This window comes from Cellulomonas algicola (genome assembly GCF_019024305.1).
GTDB classification, from domain to species: domain Bacteria; phylum Actinomycetota; class Actinomycetes; order Actinomycetales; family Cellulomonadaceae; genus Cellulomonas; species Cellulomonas algicola.
Window position 1 is genome coordinate 1 of sequence record NZ_JAHKSJ010000024.1, and the last position, 20,008, is coordinate 20,008.

Below are 20,008 nucleotides of genomic sequence, written 5' to 3' on the forward strand. Positions count from 1 at the left end.
CCGGTGCACGTCGCCCGTGAGCGTCACGCGCGCCTGCGTCTCACGCTCGGCGCACGACGGCCCGACCCACAGGTCGAGGTCGCCCGGCTCGACGACGCGCTCGCCCGACCGGTCGGTGAACGCGAGCCGCGCGGCCGGCACGACCAGCTCGACGACGGCCGTCTGGCCGCGCTCGAGGTGGACGCGCTGGTAGCCGAGCAGCTGCGCGACCGGACGCGTCACGCTCGCGACGACGTCCCGCCCGTAGAGCTGCACGACGTCGTCGCCGCCCCGCTCGCCCGTGTTGGTCACGCGCACGGTCACGACGAGCGGGCCGCCCGTGGTCGCCGTCGGCTCGACCGTGAGGTCGGAGTGCGTGAACGTCGTGTACGACAGGCCGTGCCCGAACGGCAGGACCGGCTTCGTCGAGAGGTTGGTGACGTCGCCGTCGCCGCCCAGCGTCGGGTGCAGGTAGGTGAACGGCTGCGCGCCCGCGGACCGCGGCAGGCTGACCGGCAGCCGGCCCGACGGGTTGACGCGACCGGACAGGATGCCGGCCAGCGCGGGACCGCCCTCCTCGCCCGGGAAGAACGACTGCACCACCGCGGCGCAGCGCTCGACGGCCCAGCCGACCGCGTAGGGACGGCCCGTGAGCATGACCAGGACGACGGGCGTGCCCGTCTCCAGGACGGCCTCGACGAGCGCGCGCTGCACGCCCGGCAGCTCGAGGTCGTCGCGGTCGCAGCCCTCGCCGACCGTGCCGCGGCCGAACAGCCCCGCGTGGTCGCCCACGACGAGCACCGCGACGTCCGCCTCGGACGCGACGCGCACGGCGTCCGCGAACCCGCTGCGGTCGTCGTCGTCGACCGCGCACCCGCGCGCCGACACGACGGTCGACCCGGTGAGCTCGGCGGCGAGCGCCTGACGCAGCGTCGGCACGTCGATGCCGACACCGACCTCGGGGTGGTGCGGCAGGACGTGGTTGACGAACGAGTAGCAGCCGAACATCGCCTCGGGACGGTCCGCGTTCGGGCCGATCACCGCGACGCGCAGGCCCGGCCGCAGGGGCAGGGTGCCGTCGTTCGTCAGCAGGACGACCGACTCCTCCGCGAGTCGCGCCGCGACCTGCCGGTGCTCGCTGCTGTCGAGCTCGACGTCCGTCGGGGGCTCGTCGTCGAACGTCGCGTCGAGGAGGCCGAGCTCGGCCTTCTGCCGCAGCGCCCGTGCCACCGCGCGGTCGACGAGCGCCTCGTCGACCGTGCCGGCGCGGATCGCGGCCGCGAGCGGCTCGAGGTACGCGTCGCCCGTCGGGAGCTCGATGTCGACGCCTGCGGCGAGCGCCTGGCCCGCCGCGTCGCCCAGGTCCGGCGCGACGTCGTGCAGCAGGTGCAGGAACGCGACGCCGAAGTAGTCCGCGACGACCGTGCCGTCGAAGCCGTAGGTCCCGCGCAGCAGGTCGGTGAGGATCGTCGGGTCGGCCGCGACCGGGACGCCGTCGATCTCGACGTACGCGCTCATGACCGAGCGCACCCCGCCGTCACGGATCGCCATCTCGAACGGCGGCAGCAGCACGTCCGCGATCTCCCGCGGGCCTGCGTGGACGGGCCCGAAGTTGCGTCCCGACTGCGACGCCGAGTAGCCGACGAAGTGCTTGAGCGTCGCGTGCACGCCCGTCGACTGCAGGCCGCGCACGTACGACGTGCCGAGCGTGCCGACGAGGTACGGGTCCTCCGAGATGCACTCGTCGACGCGGCCCCAGCGCGGGTCGCGGATGACGTCGAGCACCGGCGCGAGGCCCTGGTGCACGCCGAGCTGCCGCATCGACGCGCCGATGACCTCGCCCATGCGGGTCACGAGCTCCGGGTCGAACGACGCACCCCACGCGAGCGGCGTCGGGAACGTCGCGGCCCGCCACGCGGAGAGCCCCGTGAGGCACTCCTCGTGCACGAGCGCGGGGATCCCGAGCCGGGTCTCGCGGACGAGGCGGCGCTGGAACGACCAGAGCCACCGCGCCCGCGCAGCCGGGTCGACCGGCCGCGTGCCGTAGACGCGGGTGAGGTGCCCGAGCCCGTGCCGGGACGCGTCGTCGAGGGTCTGCTCGCGCGTGAACTCGCCCTGCAGAGGAGCCACGGCCTCGCCGTCGGACTTCTCCCAGAAGCCGACGATCTGGGCGAGCTTCTCCTCGAGGGTCATGCGCGCGAGCAGGTCCTGCACGCGCTCGTCGACGCCCGCGGGGCGCGACACCTGGAGATCCGTCACGGATCCACTCCTTCTGGACGTGCTGTGTGTTCGGGAGGCGGGCACGACCCGCCGGCGCGTCGCGCGCGGGCCTCAGCCCTTGACCGCGCCCTGCAGCCCGTTGACGATCCGCTTCTGCATCGCGAGGAAGAACACGAGCGCGGGGATCATGGCCAGCGAGGTGAACGCGAACACGCCGGCGGTGTCGGACGAGTACTCCGAGGAGTAGTCGGCGACGCCCAGCGGCAGGGTCCGCATGTCGCCCTGCAGCAGGAGCAGCGGCAGCAGGTAGGCGTTCCACGAGCCGACGAACGCGAGCACGCCGACCGTGACCATCCCGGGTGCCGACAGCGGCAGCAGGATCCGCCAGAACACGCCCAGCCGGGACGCGCCGTCGATGAGCGCGGCCTCCTCGAGCTCCTTGGGCAGCGCCATGAGGAACGGCCGCAGGATGACGATCGTCACCGGCAGCGCGAACGCGGCCTGCGGGAGCGCGATGCCCCACCACGTGTTCCCGAGGTTCAGGTCACGCGTGATCATGATGAACAGCGGGATGATCGCGACGGTCGTGGGGAACAGCAGCCCCAGCACGAACACCATGAACAGCGCCTCGCGGCCCTTGAACTGGTACCGGGCCAGCGGGTACGCCGCCATGATCCCGAACACCACGACGATCGCGGTGGTGAGCACGGCGATGACCGTCGAGTTGAACGCGTACGTCCAGAAGCTCGAGTTGGTCAGCACCTTGGCGTAGTTGCTGAACACCCACGGGTCGGGCAGCGCGGCCGGCGACTCGGCGAGCTGCGCGTTGGTGCGGAAGCCGCCGAGGATGCCGTAGAGCACCGGGCCGAGCGTGAGGCCGATCACGACGAGCGCGATCGCCCAGACGAGCGGGTTGCCACCCTGCAGCGCGTTGCCGGTCTTGGCCCGCTGCTTGCCCTCGGGCTGGTAGAGGGCGGCCTGCGGCCGGACCATCGGTGCGACGCTCATGCCTTCGCCTTCTTCCGCGGGGCGTCCCCGAGCGTGTCACGCCGGAGGATGAAGTACTGGTAGAGGAGGGCGGCGACGAGGGCGACCACGAAGAGGATCACGGACGCCGCGGCGGCGATGCCGTAGTTCTGGCGCTTGGTGCCCTCGGTGACGAGGAACGTCGCCATGGTGGTCGTGGAGTTGGCCGGACCACCGCCGGTGAGGATCCACACCATGTCGAACAGCTGCAGCGAGCCGATCATCGACAGGAACGCCCACGTGCGCAGCGTCGGGCCGAGCAGCGGGATCGTGATGCGGCGCTGGATGTCCCACCAGCCGGCGCCGTCGAGCTGCGCCGCCTCGTAGAGCTCGTCCGGCACGCCCTGCAGGCCGGCGAGGAAGAGGATGATCGCGAGGCCCAGGTACTTCCAGGTCAGCACGACGATCACGGTGAAGAGCGCGACGTCCGGGTCACCCAGGAAGCCCTGTGCGGGACCGGACAGGCCGACCGCCGCGAGCATCGTGTCGATGACGCCGTACTTCGGCTGCAGGAGCTGGAACCACACGACGGCGGCGATGACCTCCGCCAGCACGTACGGGACGAAGATGATGGTGCGCAGGGTGCCCTGGCCGCGCATCTTGCGGTTGAGCAGCAGCGCGATGCCGAGGCCCAGCGGGAGCTGGATGGCGATCGACGCCACGACGATGATCAGGTTGTGCACCAGCGCGTCGGTGAACACCTCGTTCTGGAGCACGCTGACGTAGTTCTTGAGGCCGACGAAGTCGACCATGGGGCCGAAGCCCTTCCAGCGGTACACCGACATCTGGGCGGCCTTGATGATCGGCCACACCACGAAGCCCAGGAAGAGCAGCAGGGCCGGCGTCACGAAGAACGCGATCTCCAGGTTCCGGCGAAGGGTCTTGCCACCGCCGCGACCGTCCCCGGGGCCGCCGGCCGCCGGCCGTGCCGAAGCACGACCGGCGACCGGGGTCACCGCGGGAGACGTCGCAGGCGAGGCGGGGGCGCCCATGCGGGCGGTCGCTCCGTCTGCCACGTGGATCACTTCTCCGCGTCAGCCGCCGCCTGCGTGGCGTCGACGATGTCCTGCGGGGTCGCCTGCCCGGCGAACATGAGGGCGATGGCGTCGTTCATCGCACCGCCGACGGAGGCGCCGAACGCGGTGTCGAAGTAGAGCTGCACGTACGGGGCCGCGTCACGGACCTGCAGGAGGCCGGCGAGCGCCGGGTCCGACACGTACTGCGAGGCGGTCGGGTTGGTCGGCAGACCCATGTCGAGCTCGGCGAAGCCCTTCTGGACCTCGTCGGACAGCAGGTACTTCACGAAGTCGACGGCGGCGTCGGGCGCGTCCTGCGACACGGCCCACGCGTCACCGCCACCGAGCGCGGCGGTCGGCTCGCCCTGGCCACCCTGGACCTCGGGGAACGCGAACCAGCCGGTGTTCTCGCCGAGGCCGTTGCCGTCCTCGGTGAGGCCCTGCATGACACCGGGCTCCCAGTGGCCGGCCAGCTCCATCGCGACCTTGCCCGTCGCCAGCAGGCCGGAGGCAGAGGTCGGGCCGGACTGCGCCGGCGTGGAGAGGAAGCCCGCGTTGAACGGCTCGGTCTTGATGAGGTCCTCGAGGTCCGCGCCCGCGTTGAGGAAGCACGCGTCGGAGAAGTCGAGGCTGGTCACCGCGTCGGACAGGACGTCCTGCGAGCACTCGCGCAGGGCGTAGTAGTACCAGTAGTGCGCGGCGGGCCACTTGTCGCCGGCACCGACGGAGACGGGCTCGATGCCCGCGGCCTTGAGCTTGTCGACGGCCGCGTTGAAGTCCTCCTGCGTGACAGGGGCCTCGGTGATGCCGGCCTGCTCGAAGAGCGCCTTGTTGTACCAGAAGCCGACGACGCCGACCGAGAACGGCAGGGCGTAGGTCTTGCCGTCGACCTGCCAGCCGGCGACGGAGCCGCCGATCTTGTCGATCTCCGCGGACGCGGCCTCGGAGATGTCCTTGGTGAGGCCCGCCTCGACGTGGTCGGCGAGCTCGCCGCCACCACGCTCCATGTAGATGTCGGGGGCGTCGCCGGCCTGGAAGGCCGCGTCGAGCTTGGTGAGCATGTCCTCGTGCTGCATGGCGCTGACCTTGACGGTCACGCCGGGGTTGGCCGCCTCGAAGTCCTTGGCGACCTGGTCGTAGTAGTCCTTGCCGTCACCGGTGTTGGAGTTGTGCCACCAGGTGATCTCGGTCGAGCCGTCGGCGTTGGTGCTGTCGTCGTCGCCGCCGCCACCGGTGCCACAGGCACCGAGCAGGGCGAGACCTGCGGCGACGGCCACGCCGCGGAGGACGCGGGTCCGGTTCATCGTTGAAGCTCCTCGTCGTCACTGAAGGGGAGGGACGGCGAGGAGCATATGCAGCCCGCCACGGGTGATGTCAATCGATGTCGATAACGTTATCGAATCGATGCTCTACGATCACCCACGTGGACCCCGCACCTCGCGTGAAGATGGCCGACGTCGCCCGTACCGCCGGCGTCTCCGTCGCCACCGTCTCCAAGGTCGTCAACGGCCGCTACGGCGTCGCCGCCGCGACGCTCTCGCGCGTGCAGGAGGTCATCGAGGAGCTCGGGTACGAGGCATCGCTCGGCGCGCGCTCGCTGCGCAGCCACCGCACCAACGTCCTGGGCATCCTCGTCGCGGAGTTCGAGCCGTACTCGACCGAGCTGCTCAAGGGCGCGTCGGCCGCGGTCGGGGCCACCGGCTACGAGCTGCTCGCCTACTCCGGCGGCGGCGCCGGCGGCAGCGTCGGGTGGGAGCGGCGCTACCTGTCGCGGCTGGCCGGCACGCTCATCGACGGTGCCGTGATCGTCACCCCGACGGTCGTCGAGGCGCACCCGGGCGTGCCCGTCGTCGCGGTCGACCCCCACACCGGACCGTCCGGCCTGCCGACCGTCGACGCCGACTCGTTCGCCGGCGCGGTCCTCGCGACCGAGCACCTGCTCGGGCTCGGGCACACACGTGTCGCCTTCCTCGGCGGCCGCCCCGACCTCGAGTCCGCCCGCCTGCGCGAGGACGGCTTCCGGCACGCCATGGCCGCCGCGGGCGTCCCCGTCGACGAGGACCTCGTCCGGGTCGGCGGCTACCGTCCCGAGACCGCGGACCAGCCCGCGAACGAGCTGCTCGCGCGGCCCGAGCCGCCGAGCGCCGTGTTCGCCGCGAACGACCTCTCCGCGATCCGCGTCGTCGAGGTCGCGCGCTCGCTCGGCCTGCGCGTCCCCGAGGACCTGTCGGTCATCGGGTTCGACAACGTGCCCGAGTCCGCGCTCGCGACGCCCCCGCTCACGACCATCAGCCAGCCGCTGCAGCAGATGGGCGCCGAGGCGCTCCGGCTGCTCGTCGACCTCATCGACGGCCGCGAGCGCGGCGTGCACGTCCGGCTGCCCACCGAGCTCGTCGAGCGCGCGTCGACCGCTCCCCCGCGCGACCGCTGATCCTCGCGTTCCCCCGTCCGGCCGCACCCGAGCGGGTGGGCGTCGTGGCGTGGCGGTCGTCCCGGTCGCGTCGCCGACGGCCCTGTCGTGCTGCCGTCGGCGTGCCCGTGCCGCCGTCGGCGCGGCCATGCCGCCCTCGGCGTGGCCGTGCCCGCGCGACGCGCCCTCAGCGCACGCGCGCGCCGCGACCGAGCGCGGCCGCCGCCGCGGCGACGACCTCGGGGTCCGTCGTCGTGTACCCACCCGCGCCGCCGCCGGGACCACCCGCGCTCGCGACCACCCGGCTCGCCGACAGGTGCACGGCGTCCACCCCGGTCGCGACGAGCGCCGCGACGTCCTCCGGCCGCACTCCCCCGCCGGCCATGACCTCGACCCGGCCCGCCGACCAGGCGACCGTCTCCGACAGCCGCACCGTGCCGTCGACCGACCGCGCCGCGCCGCCCGACGTGAGGACGCGCGTGACCCCGGCCCGCGCGAGGTCGTCGATCGCGCGCGCGAGGTCCGGGACCGTGTCGAGAGCGCGGTGGAAGGTCGTCTCGCGCCCCTCGGCGGCGTCGACGAGGGCGCGGAGCGCGTCGAGGTCGATCGCACCGTCCGGCGTCAGCGCGCCGACGACCACGCCCGCGGCACCCGCCGCCACGGCCGCCCGGACGTCCCGCACCTGCACGTCGAGCTCGTCGGCGTCGTAGACGAACCCGCCCGCGCGCGGGCGCACGAGGACGTGGACGCCGACCTCCGTCGGCACGGCGGCGACGGTCGCGTCGAGGAGCCCGCGGCTCGGCGTGAGCCCGCCGGTCGCGGCGAGCGCCGCGCACAGCTCGAGCCGGTCGGCCCCGAGCCGGGCGGCGGTCGTCGCACCGGCCACGTCCTGCACCGCGATCTCCAACCGCATCGGCCCGCTCCCACGTCGTCGTCGGTGTCGGTCGCGCCGACGACGCGTCGCCCTCGGCCGCACCGGGACGCGGTCGCCGTCGACCGGCGTGCGCGGCCGCACTCGCGGCCGCACGGCGATCCTAGGGTCCCCGCGGGCACCACCACACGCCCGCCCGTACGACGTCCCCGACGAGCGGCTCACCGTCCCCTCGCACCCCGGGCGCCGTCCTGCGACGCCGTCGCCGACCGGACTTTCCGGACAGCGCCGCAGAGTGCCAGGATGCGTCTCGCGCGCAGTCCGTGCGTGCTGACCAGGGGGGACGTGCCCGTGCTGTACCTCGTGCTCGTCGTGTCGGCCGTCGTCACGCTGTGGCGATGGGCGGCACCGTTGCTGCTCGTCCTGTCCGCCGTCCTCAGCGTCCTCGCGTTCGTCGGCGACCGCAGCGGGCCCGGGCCGCTCGTGTGGTGGCTCTGGGGCCTGGGCCTCGTAGGGCTCGGGCTCCGCGCCCTGCACCGGGCCGGTCAGTACCGCTCGCTGGACGACCTCGTCGCCGCGTCCGACGCGGGCGTGCCGCGGGCGATGCGCGTGCGCGGGCTCATGCTCAAGATCGAGGGCGACCTCGACGGCGCCGAGGGGCTCATCCGCGCGGCGGCCGAGAAGGGCGACCGCGAGGCGATGTGGGAGCTCGGCCGGCTCGTCGAGGACCGCGACGGGCTCGCGGCGTCCGAGCCGTGGTTCCGGATGGCGGCCGAGCACGGGCACCTGGCCGCTCGCCAGTTCTTCCGCCGCGGGCACGCGCTCAACCTCGACGGGTCGAACCCGCTGTAGCCCGGCACGCGCGGGCGGCACCGGTCCGCCGGCTCGACGGGCGAGGCGCCGGCCCGGGCACATCCGTCCGCCCGGGCATGGTCGTCGTCAGGAGGACGAGCGCGACTGCCACGTGCAGACGCACGCCTCGTTGCCCTCGGGGTCGGCGAGCACCCAGAACGCGGGCGCGCGCGTGTCCGAGAGCAGCCGCCCGCCGGCGGCGACCGCGGCGTCGACCCGCGCCTGCGCCTCGTCGTGCGGCACCGTGACGTCGAGGTGGATGCGGTTGCGCTGCGGCCGGGGCTCGTCCATCTGCTGGAACCAGAACGCGGGTCCTTCCCCCGCGGGGTCGACGAGGCCGTTGTCGTCGCCGGGCTGGTCCTCGTACGCCAGGACGGCCTTCCAGAACGGCCGGACCGCGGGGATGTCGAGCGCGTCGACCGCGACCTCGAGCAGCTCGCTGCGCGGCACGTCGGCGGTCAGGCCGAGCTCGTCGGCGAGCGCGGTCACCGTGCCGGCGAGGTCGACGTCGCGCCGCGTCAGACCGTTGACGTCGTGGCTCGACGTCGTGACCGTGACCTGCCCCCACCGCAGCAGCACGTCGGGGTGGTGGTTCGCCGCATCGGCGGCCTCGGCGACCCGGGCGACGAACGCCGCGCCCTGCGCGAAGTCGGCGGTACGGAACGTCGCGCGCAGCCGCCCGAGCAGGACGCGCCAGTGCCGGGCGTCGACGGCGTCGGTGACGACGGAGTGCGGGAGCTTCTCGGATCCACCCATGCGGCCCACCCTCCCACCGGGGGGCGCCACGCACGACCCCGTCGGCGCACCCGTCCGAGCTCGCCCACGGGCGCGCGCGGACGGGGTCGCGGCCGGGACGTCAGCGCTGGAGGGCCGCCTCGGCGTCCGACTCGGCGCCCGCACGGATGTGGCGCGTCACCCACGGGGCGATCGCGAACATCGCGCCGGCGAAGACCAGCGCGACCAGGCCGATGCCCCCGAAGTACGCGGTGTCGCTCGCACCCTCGGTCGCCTGCACGAGCTGCGCGGTGATCGCGTTGCCCGCCGCGGGCGCGAGGAACCACAGGGCCATGGCCTGCCCGCGGAACGCCTTCGGGGCGAGCAGGGTCGTCGCGGCGAGGCCGACGGGCGACAGGCACAGCTCGCCGATCGTCTGCAGCAGGTACACGCCGCCGAGCACCCAGGGCGGCGACTTCGTGTCCGCGAACACCGCGGACATCCCCGCGAGGAACACGAAGCTGAGCGCGGCGAACGTCAGGCCGATCGCGAACTTCACGGCGGTCGGCGGTCGGTCGTCGAGCCTGACCCAGAGCCACGCGAAGACGGGCGCCAGCAGGATGATGAGCGCGGGGTTGATCGACTGGAACAGCTCGGGCGAGAGCGTCGTGCCCAGCACCTCGAGGTCGGTGCGGCTCTCGGCGTACTGCGCGAGCGTGCTCGCGGCCTGCTCGAAGATCATCCAGAACAGCGTCGCGGCGACGAACAACGGGACGTACGCGCGCAGCCGGGACCGCTCGTGGTCGGTGACCTTGGGCGACCGGAACATCACCCAGAGCGTCGCGACGGGCGCGACGAGGGCCAGGTAGGACAGCGCGTCGACGAACGTCGCCGGGCCGAACCCACCGCTGACGACCCACGCGACCGCGACGGCGACGAGCACGCCGAGGACGACCACGAGGATCATGCGCGTGACGGCGGGACGGTCCGCGGCAGTCAGCGGGTTGGGGGCCACGTCGCCGGCGCCGCCCAGCAGCCGGCGCCCGAGCACGAAGAACACGAGCGCGATGCCCATGCCGACGGCCGCGACGGCGAAGCCGGCGTGGTAGCCGCCGATCGACCGGGCCAGCCCGACGACCAGCGGCGCCGCGAGCGACCCGATGTTGATGCCCATGTAGAAGATCGAGAACGCCGAGTCGCGCCGCGGGTCCTCGCGGCCGTACAGCTCGCCGACCATGCTCGACACGTTCGGCTTGAGCAGGCCGGTGCCGAGTGCGACGAGCCCGATGCCCAGGTAGGAGAACCCGGCCGACGGGATCGTGAGCGCGACGTGCCCCGCCGCGATGACGATGCCGCCGTACAGGACGGACCGGCGCGCACCGATCACGCGGTCGGCGAGCCAGCCGCCGACGACCGACAGCAGGTAGACGCCCGTCCCGTACGCCGCGACCATCGCGGCGCCGAGCGTGTCGTCGAGCCCGAGCCCGCCGTTCGCGACGGAGTCCGTCAGGTAGAACAGCAGGATCGCGCGCATGCCGTAGTAGCTGAACCGCTCCCACAGCTCGGTGTTGAAGAGCGTGAACAGGCCCATCGGATGGCCGAAGAACGCGCGGTCCCGTGGCACCTCGCGGCGCTGCGGGGCCTCGGACGGCTCGCGCAGCGCGCTCGCGCCGGACGGCTCCGTCTGCTCGCTCATGGGTTCATGGAACCGCCGTCGGACCGCGGGCACCAGCGGTCGCCGCCTGCGTCGGCCCCCGTTACCGTCGCCGGGTGCCCACGATCCACTGGTTCCGCCGCGACCTGCGGCTCGCGGACAACCCCTCGCTGGTCGCCGCGGTCGAGGCCGCGCGGCGCGCGGACGACGAGGTCGTGGCCCTCTTCGTGGTGGACCCCACCCTGTGGTCGGCGGCCGGCGCCCCGCGGCTCGCGTACCTGGCCCGGTCGCTGCGCGCGCTCGACGAGGCGACCGACGGGCGGCTGGTCGTCCGGCGCGGCCGGCCCGCCGACGTCGTCCCGGCGGTGGCCCGTGAGGTCGAGGCGTCTGCGGTCCACGTGACCGCCGCGACCGAGCCGTTCGGCCGTCGGCGCGACGACGCGGTCGAGCGCGCGCTCGGCGACGTGCCGCTCGTCCCGACGGGGTCGCCGTACGCGGTCGCGCCCGGCCGCCTGCGCACGGGCAAGGGCACGCCCTTCGAGGTGTTCACGCCGTTCCGCCGGGCATGGCTCGACCACGGCTGGTCCGCGCCGGCCCCGCGGCCGCGGTCCGTGCCGTGGGCGTCGCTGCCGTCGGACGGGCCGCCCGCCGCGCCCGGCACGGACGTCGACCTGCCCCGGGCGGGCGAGGCGGCGGCCCGGCACCGGTGGGCCGCGTTCGTCGCGGACGACCTCGCGCGCTACCCGACGGACCGCGACCGCCCGGACCTCGACGGCACGTCGACGATGTCGGTCCCGCTCAAGTACGGCGAGGTGCACCCGCGCACCCTGCTGGCCGACCTGACGGGCGGGTCGGCGGCGGTCGCGTCGTACCGCTCGGAGCTCGCGTGGCGCGAGTTCCACGCCGACGTGCTGTGGCACCGCCCCGACGCGTCGCGCACCTCGCTGCGCGACGTCGTCCCGGACGACGCGTGGGCGAGCGGCCCGTCGGCCGACGCGCTCTTCGACGCGTGGCGCGAGGGGCGCACCGGCTACCCGCTGGTCGACGCCGGGATGCGGCAGCTGCGCGCGATCGGCTGGATGCACAACCGCGTGCGCATGGTGACCGCGTCGTTCCTGGTCAAGGACCTGCACCTGCCGTGGCAGCGCGGCGCGGCGCACTTCCTCGCGTGGCTCGTCGACGGCGACGTCCCCCAGAACCAGCTCAACTGGCAGTGGGTCGCCGGCACCGGCCGGGACGCGGCGCCGTACTTCCGCGTGTTCAACCCGGTGCTGCAGGGCAAGAAGTTCGACCCCGACGGCCGGTACGTGCGGCAGTGGGTGCCCGAGCTCCGCGACGTGCCGGGCGCCGCGGTGCACGAGCCGTGGCGCCTCCCCTCCGGCGCCGCGCCGGACTACCCGCAGCGGGTCGTCGACCACGCCACCGAGCGCGAGGTCGCCCTCGAGGCGTTCGGCCGGCTGCGCTGACACCGCGCCGGGCAGGGCGGTGACACGCGGCCCCGCCTCGTCGGCGACCTCAGTAGCGGAGGTCCGCGAGCACGGCCCGATGGTCGGACGCCCACGTCCCGTCGACGGGCTCGCTCCCGAGCAGGCGCGTGGCGACCGGGTGCCCCACGCCGCCGCGCCGACGGGTCGCCGAGAACACGTAGTCGATCCGACGGTCCGGCCACAGGAGCATCGCCGCGTGCGGGTTGGTGCGGGACCACGTGGCGCCCGAGGGGTCCGGCGCGTCGCGCGCACCCGCGACCTCCCAGGCGTCGTAGAAGGACAGCCCGGGGACGGGCACGGCCGTCCTGCCGGTGAGCATGCGGATCTCGTCGCTCTCGGGGTCGGAGTTGAAGTCGCCGCACACGATCAGCGGCACCCGCTCGTCGGCTGCGTGCCGCACGTGCTCGAGCAGGTCGCGGACAGCGCCCTGCCGCGCCTCGCTCTCGTCGAACCACCAGGCGTCCAGGACGACGCCGTAGACCTGCAGCGCGCCACGCGGGCCCGCGATCTCGACCTCCTCGACGCGTGCGGCGCCGAACGTGTGGCTCGCGGTCCGCGTCGTCGGCCACCGGGACAGCACGGCGACGCCGGAGAGCGCGCTCTCGTCCTCCTGCGCTGGCACCCCGCTGAACGTGTGGTGCGGCAGTCCGAGCGGGCCGGCCAGCCGGGCGCACTGGCTGTCGGTCGCGGTGGCCCACGACTCCGCGAGGACCACCACGTCGGGTCGCACCTCGGCGAGCGTCGCGACGACGGCCGCCTCGCGCGCCTCCCAGTCGTCGTACCGGCCCCAGACGTTCCACGTCACGACGCGGACGGTCGACTCGACGAGCGCACCGTAGAAGTCCGGCGGTACGTCAGGCACGGGCGGCATCCCCTCATGCTGCCCGACGACACCCGGCGCGGTCCTGCGCAGCCGTCGCGCCGAGCGCCGGGGCGGTGCCGTCGTCACGTCGCGAGGCCGGCGTCCTCCAGGACGCCGCGGATCGTCGCGCGGGCGTGGTCGGCGAGCGGCACGTACCGGGTCCGGTAGTACGGGAGCTGCAGCAGCGCCTGGCGCAGCGCCCACCCGCGTCCGCGCAGCCAGGTCGCGTCGTCGTCGCCGAGTGCGGTGCGGAACGCCGCGCGGGACGGGGCGTCGAAGAAGTTCCACGCGGGGCCGAGGTCGCCGGCCGGGTCGCCGAGCCCGGCGCCGCCCCAGTCGAGCAGCCCGACCAGCCGCCCGTCCCGCACGACGAGGTTGCCGGGCGCGAGGTCGCCGTGCAGCCAGACGCCACGCCCGTCCCACGGCTCGGCGGCGCACGACTCGTGCCACGCGTGCAGGACGAGGTCGACGGGGACCTCGTCGCGGACGGCCTCGGCGTCGGAGGCGACCTGGTCGGTGAGGTCGCCGAGCGGGTGCCCGCGACGCTGGTTGCGTCGACCCGGCAGGTCGAGCGCGCGCAGGCGCCGGACGACGCCGGCCAGGTCGAGCGCGAGGTCAGGGGTGGGCCGCACCGGCGTCTCCCCGGCGACCCACCGGACCACCGACCACCGCCACGGGTAGCCGTGCCCGGGCTCGCCGGCCGCGACGGGCACCGGTGCCTCGACCTCGACGAGGCCCGCGAGCCGCTCGGTCGACGCGTGCTCGCGGTCGACGGCCTCACGCGCCCACGGGATGCGGGGCATCCGGACCGCGAGGTCGTCGCCGAGCCGGAACAGGGCGTGGTCGGTGCCGCGGTGCGGGAGGGGCCGGACGGGGCGGTCGCGCCAGTGCGGGTGCTGGTCCGCGATCAGCGCGCGGACCTGGTCGGCGGTGATGGTCAGCTCGTCGTCGTGCACCGCCCGACGGTAGGACGGTGCACGGCGACGGAGCAGCGACTTTTCGCCGCCGGGGCCGCGTGAGCCCGCTAGGCGGTCACGACCTGCGGCGTGCGGTCAGCGTCCACGGCGGCGACCTCCACCTCGGCGTCGGCCTCGGCCAGGGCCGCACGGGTCGCGGCACCCGTGTCACGGAGGTGACCGAGCAGCGCCAGGGTCAGGCCGAGCACCGCCCACGCGGTCAGCGTGAGCCACAGGGCGGTCGTGTCCGCCGCCGGGAAGTACGACGTGTCGCGCAGGAGCGTCGCGCCCGCACCGGGCGGCAGCCACTGGCCGATCGCACCCCACGGCGCGGGGAGCATCTGCCACGGCATCGCCGCGGCGGCGATCGGGTTCGCGACGAGCAGGAACAGCACCGGTCCGATCGCGAGCCCGCGACGGCCGACGAGCGAGGTGAACCCGACGATCACCGACGCGACCGCGAGGATCGTGAGCGCGACGACGCCGCTGGTCACCCAGAACGAGCCGCCGAGCACGCCCCACCAGGACTGGAGGACCGCGGTGATCGCGAGGCCGCCGAGCGCGGCGTACCCGAGCACGGCCGCGACGCGGCGGCGGACGCCGACGACCGTGAGCGCGATGCCGATCCCGCCGAGCATGCCGCCGAGGACCAGCGGGAACGTGGCGGCGCCGAGGACGATGCCGCGCGGGTCGCCCGCGCCGAGCGGGACGACGTCGGTGACCGTCACCGTGACGGGCTCCCCGGTCGCGGCGGCGAGCTGCGCCTGGAGCGTCGTCGCGAGGGTCGCGAGCTGCTGCGCGACCATCGGGCTGGCCGCCGACGCCGTGAGCACCTCCGGCTCGGGCCCGAGGACGACCGCACCGTAGGCCTCGCGGGTGTCGACCAGCCGGGCGGCGGCGGCCCGGTCGGCGGCCGGGACGACGTCGAAGACGCCGGGCGCCTGGGCCTCGATCCCCTGCACGAACGGCTCGGCCGCGGCCGGTGGGCCGGCGACCGCGACGGGGAGGTCGTGCGGTGCCGCGGTGGCCGACGGCCAGAGGAACGCGAGCGCGACGACGGTGAGGACGGCGGCGAGCGCGGCGCCGACGGCGGCGACGTGCCCCCACGGGGTGTGCGGGATGGTGCCGGTGCGGGACATGATGGACTCCTCAAAAACGAATGTTCGTTCGCTGTCGAGCCTGGACCTCGTCGACCACGCTTGTCAAGAACGTTCATTCGTTTTTATGCTCGGGCGTGCCCAAGGTGACCGAGGAGTACCGCGCCGCCCGCCGCGACGAGATCGCGGACGCCGCCCTCCGCGCGTTCCGCCGCACCGGTTTCCAGGCGACGTCGATGGCCGACATCATCGCCGAGTCCGGCCTGTCCGCCGGGGCCATCTACGGCCACTACCCCAGCAAGAGCGCGCTCGTCGTCGGCGTCGCGTCGCGCATCGTCGGTGCCCGCCTCGGCGACATCGAGGCGCTCGCGAGCACCACACCCATGACTCCGCCGCCCGGCGTCGTCCGCGTCCTCGTCGATGCCATCCGGCGCGAGGTCGGCGACCCCGCGGTCCTCCTGCAGCTGTGGGGCGAGGCCGTCACCGACCCCGACATCGCGGACCTCGCGGTGGGCACCGTCGACCGCCTCGCCGCGGCGCTGCGCGGGTACGTGTCGCTGTGGCACCAGCGGACGCACGGCGCCCCGCCCGACGAGGCCGACGCGCTCGGCACCGAGCAGGTCCCGCTGCTGCTCGCCGCCGTCCAGGGGTACGTCATCCAGTCGACCGTCGCGCGCGACTTCGACGGCGAGGCGTACCTCGCGGCCGTCGAGCGCTACCTGCCGCGCTGACCGCGGCCGGCAGGCCCGGCGGTCAGGGCGCGATCTGCGTCGCGCGGTACTCGTCCTCGAGGATCGACATGACGATCGCGTCGCACCACCCGTCCCCGTCGCGGTACGCGTCGCGCCGGCGCCCCTCGACGCGGAAGCCGATGTTCTCGTACAGCGACTTGGCGCGGGCGTTGATGCTCAGCACGTCGAGCTCGACACGGTGCAGGCCGAGCCCGTCGAACGCGAAGCCCAGCACGAGCTGAATGCCCTCGGTCCCGTACCCGCGACCGCGGTAGGCCGGCCGCATCGACAGCCGCAGGTTCGCGCTGCGCACGACCTCGTCGATGTCGTTGAGCACGATCTCGCCGAGGAACTCGTCGCTGCCGTTGGCCGTGACGGCGAAGTCGTAGCGCCCCTCCGCGGTCGCGCGGCTCGCGGCCCACGCGTCGACCTGCTCGCGCGTGAACGTCGCGGTGGTGCCCGTCAGCCGGTTGCCCTCCGGGTCCGCGAGCATGTCCCACATCGCGTCCGCGTCGTCGGCGCGGATCGGCCGGAGCACGATCATCTCGCCCTGCAGCGTCGGCTTCTCCATCGCCCGGTCGTCTCCCGTCTGCGCCCGGTTCGGCGGCGCGTCTCTCGCATCGTAGGGAGGCCGTGTGACCCCCGTGTTGCAGCGCGCCGACCGCGCCGCACCGCACGACGTCAGCGCGCGGCGTCGTCGCACGGTGACCGCACCGCCGACGAGGACGCGGCCCGCACGCGCCGCGGGGCCGGACCCGGTGCGCACCGGACCGGCCCCGCGGTCGTCGTCCTGGTCAGGCCTGCACGCGCTCCAGCACGAGCTCGCGCACGCGGCCCGCGTCGGCCTGGCCGCGCGTCGCCTTCATGACGGCGCCGATGATCGCGCCGACCGGGCCCAGGTTGCCGGACCGGATCTTCTCGGCGATGTCGGGCTGCGCGGCCAGCGCCTCGTCGATCGCGGCGAGCAGCGGACCGTCGTCGGAGACGACCTCGAGCCCGCGCGCGACGACGACGGCCTCGGGCTCGCCCTCGCCGGCCAGCACGCCCTCGAGCACCTGGCGTGCGAGCTTGTCGTTGATCCGCCCGTCGTCGACGAGCCTCTGCAGCGCGCCGATCTGCGCGGGCGTGATCGGCAGCGCCTCGAGCTCGACCTCCTGCTGCTTCGCGGTGCGGGCGAGCTCGCCCATCCACCACTTGCGGGCGGCAGCGGGCGACGCACCGGCCGCGACGGTCGCCTCGATGAGCTCGACGGCGCCGGCGTTGACGACGTCGCGCATCTCCGCGTCGGCGTAGCCCCACTCGGTCTGCAGCCGACGGCGACGGGCCGCGGGCAGCTCGGGCAGCGTCGCGCGGATCTCCTCGACCCACGCGCGGTCGGGCGCGATCGGGACGAGGTCCGGCTCCGGGAAGTAGCGGTAGTCCTCGGCGTCCGACTTCACGCGACCCGACGTCGTCGTGCCCGTGTCCTCGTGCCAGTGCCGCGTCTCCTGCACGATCGCGCCGCCGTCGTTGAGCACGCCCGCCTGCCGCGAGATCTCGTAGCGCACCGCGCGCTCGATCGAGCGGAACGAGTTGACGTTCTTGGTCTCGGTGCGGGTGCCGAGCGCCGACTCGGGCGTCGACCGCAGCGACACGTTGACGTCGGCGCGCACGTTGCCGCGCTCCATGCGGGCCTCGGACACGCCCAGCGCGCGGAACAGGTCCCGCAGCGTCTGCACGTAGGCGCGCGCGACCTCGGGCGCCCGCTCCCCCGCACCCGTGATCGGCTTCGTGACGATCTCCACGAGCGGGATGCCCGCGCGGTTGTAGTCGACCAGCGAGTACTCCGCGCCGTGGATGCGGCCCGTCGCGCCGCCGACGTGGGTGTTCTTGCCCGCGTCCTCCTCCATGTGCGCGCGCTCGATCTCGACGCGGAACGTCGACCCGTCCTCGAGCTCGACGTCGACGTACCCCTCGTACGCGATGGGCTCGTCGTACTGCGACGTCTGGAAGTTCTTCGGGACGTCCGGGTAGAAGTAGTTCTTCCGCGCGAACCGGCAGGTCTCGGCGATCTGGCAGTTCAGTGCCAGGCCGATGCGGATCGCGTACTCGACCGCGGTGCCGTTCACGACCGGCAGCGAGCCCGGCAGGCCCAGCGACACGGGCGTGACGGACGTGTTCGGCTCCTCGCCGAAGCCGGCAGGCGCACCGTCGAACATCTTCGTGCGCGTGCCGAGCTCGACGTGCACCTCGATGCCGATGACGGGATCGAACTGCGTGACGGCCTCGTCGTAGTCCACGAGCGTGGTCATCGGGTCTCCAGTTCCGGGGCCTGGGCCAGCAGCGGGCCGCCCCACTCCTTCTCGAGCAGCGTCTCCAGCGCGGCGCCGACGCGGTACAGCCGGTCGTCGGCCTTCGCGGGTGCGAGCACCTGGAAGCCGACGGGCAGGCCCTCGTCGAGGCCGTTCGGCAGCGACAGACCGGGCACGCCCGCGAGGTTCGCGGGGATCGTCGCGACGTCGTTGAGGTACATCGCGAGCGGGTCGTCGAGCTTCTCGCCCAGCTTGAAGGCCGTCGTCGGGGCCGTCGGCGACACGAGCACGTCCGCCTGCGCGAACGCCGCGTCGAAGTCCCGCTGGATGAGCGTGCGGACCTTCTGCGCCGAGCCGTAGTACGCGTCGTAGTAGCCCGCCGACAGCGCGTACGTGCCGAGGATGACGCGGCGCTTGACCTCGTCGCCGAAGCCCTGGCCACGCGTCGCGGCCATGACGCGCTCCGCCGTGGGGTTGTCCTCCGGCACGACGCGCAGGCCGAAGCGCATGCCGTCGAACTTCGCCAGGTTGCTCGACGCCTCGCTCGGCATGATCAGGTAGTACGCGCCCAGGGCGTACTCGAAGTGCGGGCAGGAGACCTCGACGATCTCCGCCCCCGCCGCGCGGAGCAGGTCGAGCGACTCGTGGAACCGCGCGAGGACGCCCGGCTGGTAGCCCTCGCCCTGCAGCTCGCGGATCACGCCGACGCGCACCCCCGTGAGGTCGCCGGTCGCGCCCTGACGGGCGGCGTCGACGAGCGACGGCAGCGGCTCGGCGATCGACGTCGAGTCGAGCGGGTCGTGGCCGCCGATGAGCTCGTGCAGCAGCGCCGAGTCGAGGACCGTGCGCGTCACCGGGCCGGCCTGGTCGAGCGACGACGCCATCGCGATGAGCCCGTACCGCGACACCGACCCGTAGGTCGGCTTCACGCCGACCGTGCCCGTCACGGCGCCCGGCTGACGGATCGAGCCGCCCGTGTCCGTCCCGATCGCGAGCGGTGCCTCGAACGCGGCGACGGCCGCGGCCGACCCGCCGCCCGAGCCGCCCGGGATGCGGTCCAGGTCCCACGGGTTGTGCGTGTTGCCGTAGGCCGAGTGCTCGGTCGACGAGCCCATCGCGAACTCGTCCATGTTGGTCTTGCCGAGGATCGGCAGCCCTGCCGCCTTGATCCGCTCGACGAGCGTCGCGTCGTACGGCGGCACCCACCCCTCGAGGATCTTCGAGCCGGCCGTCGTCGGCAGGCCCTTCGTCACCACGACGTCCTTGACCGCGATCGGCACGCCCGCGAGCGCGTGCAGGTCCTCGCCTGCGGCACGGCGCGCGTCCACGTCGGCCGCGGTCGCGAGCGCCTCGTGCGCGCTGACGTGCAGGAACGCGTGCACCGCGCCGTCGACGGCCGCGATGCGGTCGAGGTGCGCCTGCGTCGCCTCGACGCTGGACACCTCGCCGGCGGCCAGCCGGTCCGCGAGGTCCGCGGCGGACAGCCGCGTCAGGTCGGCGGTCACGCGTCCTCCCCCAGGATCTGCGGGACCAGGAACTTGCCGTCCTCCGACGCGGGCGCGGCGGCGAGCACCGCGTCGCGGTCCACCGGGGCGACCGGCACGTCGGGGCGGAACACGTTGGTCAGCGGCAGGGGGTGGCTGGTGGCCGGCACGTCGGGCGTGGCGATCTCGCTCACGCGAGCGACCGACTCGACGATGACGTCGAGCTCGCCGGCGAGGCGGTCGATCTCCGCCGGCGTCAGGTCGATCCGGGCCAGCCCCGCCACGCGCGCGACCTCGTCGCGAGAGAGGGTGGACATGCCCGAGAGTCTAGACGTTGGGGCATCCCGGCAGACCCGCG

At 74.0% G+C, this 20,008-nt stretch carries 18 protein-coding genes; 4 read left to right on the forward strand and 14 right to left on the reverse strand.

The window, feature by feature from the left end; translation table 11 throughout:
• The 4 genes from KOV94_RS16870 to KOV94_RS16885 all read right to left on the reverse strand — a co-directional run.
• Nucleotides 1-2,238 (reverse strand): beta-xylosidase/alpha-l-arabinosidase (locus tag KOV94_RS16870; protein WP_504739665.1); only part of this gene is annotated, 2,238 nt, incomplete at its 3' end.
• 72 nt (nucleotides 2,239-2,310) lie between these two features.
• On the reverse strand, nucleotides 2,311-3,207 hold the full coding sequence (locus tag KOV94_RS16875; RefSeq protein WP_218052686.1) for a carbohydrate ABC transporter permease: 897 nt from the start codon (nucleotides 3,205-3,207) through the stop codon (nucleotides 2,311-2,313).
• Nucleotides 3,204-4,241, reverse strand: coding sequence for a carbohydrate ABC transporter permease (locus tag KOV94_RS16880; protein WP_372449495.1), 1,038 nt, complete (start codon nucleotides 4,239-4,241; stop codon nucleotides 3,204-3,206). The genes KOV94_RS16875 and KOV94_RS16880 overlap by 4 nt, the downstream gene beginning before the upstream one ends.
• A gap of 5 nt (nucleotides 4,242-4,246) precedes the next feature.
• Entirely contained in the window at nucleotides 4,247-5,545 is a 1,299-nt protein-coding gene (locus tag KOV94_RS16885; protein WP_162351320.1) for an extracellular solute-binding protein, read from the reverse strand.
• Nucleotides 5,546-5,664: 119 nt separating this feature from the next.
• Between KOV94_RS16885 and KOV94_RS16890 the strand changes: the two genes are divergently transcribed.
• Nucleotides 5,665-6,672, forward strand: a complete 1,008-nt coding sequence (locus KOV94_RS16890; protein ID WP_371852376.1) for a LacI family DNA-binding transcriptional regulator — start codon at nucleotides 5,665-5,667, stop codon at nucleotides 6,670-6,672.
• Nucleotides 6,673-6,838: 166 nt separating this feature from the next.
• Here the strand turns inward: KOV94_RS16890 and KOV94_RS16895 are convergent, their stop codons facing one another.
• The gene (locus tag KOV94_RS16895; RefSeq protein ID WP_124342902.1) at nucleotides 6,839-7,564 is read right to left on the reverse strand and encodes a copper homeostasis protein CutC; all 726 of its coding nucleotides are present in this window, start codon (nucleotides 7,562-7,564) and stop codon (nucleotides 6,839-6,841) included.
• 285 nt (nucleotides 7,565-7,849) lie between these two features.
• On the opposite strand from KOV94_RS16895, the gene KOV94_RS16900 reads away from it, so the two are divergent.
• The gene (locus KOV94_RS16900; protein ID WP_124342903.1) at nucleotides 7,850-8,374 is read left to right on the forward strand and encodes an SEL1-like repeat protein; all 525 of its coding nucleotides are present in this window, start codon (nucleotides 7,850-7,852) and stop codon (nucleotides 8,372-8,374) included.
• 87 nt (nucleotides 8,375-8,461) lie between these two features.
• Here KOV94_RS16900 and KOV94_RS16905 read toward each other — a convergent pair whose 3' ends face one another.
• Both KOV94_RS16905 and KOV94_RS16910 read right to left on the reverse strand, forming a co-directional pair.
• The gene (locus KOV94_RS16905) at nucleotides 8,462-9,130 is read right to left on the reverse strand and encodes a 4a-hydroxytetrahydrobiopterin dehydratase (RefSeq protein WP_124342904.1); all 669 of its coding nucleotides are present in this window, start codon (nucleotides 9,128-9,130) and stop codon (nucleotides 8,462-8,464) included.
• 100 nt (nucleotides 9,131-9,230) lie between these two features.
• On the reverse strand, nucleotides 9,231-10,784 hold the full coding sequence (locus KOV94_RS16910; RefSeq protein WP_124342905.1) for a peptide MFS transporter: 1,554 nt from the start codon (nucleotides 10,782-10,784) through the stop codon (nucleotides 9,231-9,233).
• A gap of 74 nt (nucleotides 10,785-10,858) precedes the next feature.
• Here KOV94_RS16910 and KOV94_RS16915 point away from each other — a divergent pair, with 74 nt between their 5' ends.
• The gene (locus KOV94_RS16915) at nucleotides 10,859-12,208 is read left to right on the forward strand and encodes a cryptochrome/photolyase family protein (RefSeq protein ID WP_218052687.1); all 1,350 of its coding nucleotides are present in this window, start codon (nucleotides 10,859-10,861) and stop codon (nucleotides 12,206-12,208) included.
• A 49-nt stretch (nucleotides 12,209-12,257) separates the two neighbouring features.
• On the opposite strand, the gene KOV94_RS16920 is transcribed toward KOV94_RS16915, so the two are convergent.
• The 3 genes from KOV94_RS16920 to KOV94_RS16930 all read right to left on the reverse strand — a co-directional run bounded on the left by KOV94_RS16920 (nucleotide 12,258) and on the right by KOV94_RS16930 (nucleotide 15,186).
• Entirely contained in the window at nucleotides 12,258-13,100 is an 843-nt protein-coding gene (locus tag KOV94_RS16920; protein WP_218052688.1) for an endonuclease/exonuclease/phosphatase family protein, read from the reverse strand.
• Between the two features lie 74 nt (nucleotides 13,101-13,174).
• Entirely contained in the window at nucleotides 13,175-14,047 is an 873-nt protein-coding gene (locus tag KOV94_RS16925) for an aminoglycoside phosphotransferase family protein (RefSeq protein ID WP_218052689.1), read from the reverse strand.
• A gap of 68 nt (nucleotides 14,048-14,115) precedes the next feature.
• Nucleotides 14,116-15,186, reverse strand: coding sequence for a hypothetical protein (locus KOV94_RS16930; protein WP_218052690.1), 1,071 nt, complete (start codon nucleotides 15,184-15,186; stop codon nucleotides 14,116-14,118).
• A gap of 95 nt (nucleotides 15,187-15,281) precedes the next feature.
• Here KOV94_RS16930 and KOV94_RS16935 point away from each other — a divergent pair, with 95 nt between their 5' ends.
• Complete coding sequence (locus KOV94_RS16935; RefSeq protein WP_218052691.1) at nucleotides 15,282-15,875, forward strand: TetR/AcrR family transcriptional regulator; 594 nt, start codon at nucleotides 15,282-15,284, stop codon at nucleotides 15,873-15,875.
• Between the two features lie 22 nt (nucleotides 15,876-15,897).
• Here the strand turns inward: KOV94_RS16935 and KOV94_RS16940 are convergent, their stop codons facing one another.
• The 4 genes from KOV94_RS16940 to gatC all read right to left on the reverse strand — a co-directional run bounded on the left by KOV94_RS16940 (nucleotide 15,898) and on the right by gatC (nucleotide 19,967).
• Nucleotides 15,898-16,446 carry a GNAT family N-acetyltransferase gene (locus KOV94_RS16940; protein WP_124343018.1) on the reverse strand — a complete coding sequence of 183 codons (549 nt, stop codon included), beginning with the start codon at nucleotides 16,444-16,446 and terminating at the stop codon, nucleotides 15,898-15,900.
• A gap of 223 nt (nucleotides 16,447-16,669) precedes the next feature.
• On the reverse strand, nucleotides 16,670-18,166 hold the full coding sequence (gene gatB / locus KOV94_RS16945; protein WP_218052692.1) for an Asp-tRNA(Asn)/Glu-tRNA(Gln) amidotransferase subunit GatB: 1,497 nt from the start codon (nucleotides 18,164-18,166) through the stop codon (nucleotides 16,670-16,672).
• Nucleotides 18,163-19,671 carry an Asp-tRNA(Asn)/Glu-tRNA(Gln) amidotransferase subunit GatA gene (gatA, locus tag KOV94_RS16950; protein WP_218052693.1) on the reverse strand — a complete coding sequence of 503 codons (1,509 nt, stop codon included), beginning with the start codon at nucleotides 19,669-19,671 and terminating at the stop codon, nucleotides 18,163-18,165. Before gatA ends, gatB begins: the two co-directional genes overlap by 4 nt.
• Nucleotides 19,668-19,967, reverse strand: a complete 300-nt coding sequence (gene gatC, locus KOV94_RS16955; RefSeq protein ID WP_124343015.1) for an Asp-tRNA(Asn)/Glu-tRNA(Gln) amidotransferase subunit GatC — start codon at nucleotides 19,965-19,967, stop codon at nucleotides 19,668-19,670. The genes gatA and gatC overlap by 4 nt, the downstream gene beginning before the upstream one ends.
• Nucleotides 19,968-20,008 lie beyond the last annotated feature (41 nt).

Bases quoted from the DNA above. Each gene is read 5' to 3' on its own strand.
- KOV94_RS16905 (WP_124342904.1), bottom strand. From the start codon at position 9,130: ATGGGTGGATCCGAGAAGCTCCCGCACTCCGTCGTCACCGACGCCGTC.
- KOV94_RS16875 (WP_218052686.1), bottom strand. From the start codon at position 3,207: ATGAGCGTCGCACCGATGGTCCGGCCGCAGGCCGCCCTCTACCAGCCC.
- KOV94_RS16920 (WP_218052688.1), bottom strand. From the start codon at position 13,100: ATGCCGCCCGTGCCTGACGTACCGCCGGACTTCTACGGTGCGCTCGTC.
- KOV94_RS16895 (WP_124342902.1), bottom strand. From the start codon at position 7,564: ATGCGGTTGGAGATCGCGGTGCAGGACGTGGCCGGTGCGACGACCGCC.
- KOV94_RS16940 (WP_124343018.1), bottom strand. From the start codon at position 16,446: ATGGAGAAGCCGACGCTGCAGGGCGAGATGATCGTGCTCCGGCCGATC.
- gatC (WP_124343015.1), bottom strand. From the start codon at position 19,967: ATGTCCACCCTCTCTCGCGACGAGGTCGCGCGCGTGGCGGGGCTGGCC.
- gatB (WP_218052692.1), bottom strand. From the start codon at position 18,166: ATGACCACGCTCGTGGACTACGACGAGGCCGTCACGCAGTTCGATCCC.
- KOV94_RS16910 (WP_124342905.1), bottom strand. From the start codon at position 10,784: ATGAGCGAGCAGACGGAGCCGTCCGGCGCGAGCGCGCTGCGCGAGCCG.
- KOV94_RS16885 (WP_162351320.1), bottom strand. From the start codon at position 5,545: ATGAACCGGACCCGCGTCCTCCGCGGCGTGGCCGTCGCCGCAGGTCTC.
- KOV94_RS16930 (WP_218052690.1), bottom strand. From the start codon at position 15,186: ATGTCCCGCACCGGCACCATCCCGCACACCCCGTGGGGGCACGTCGCC.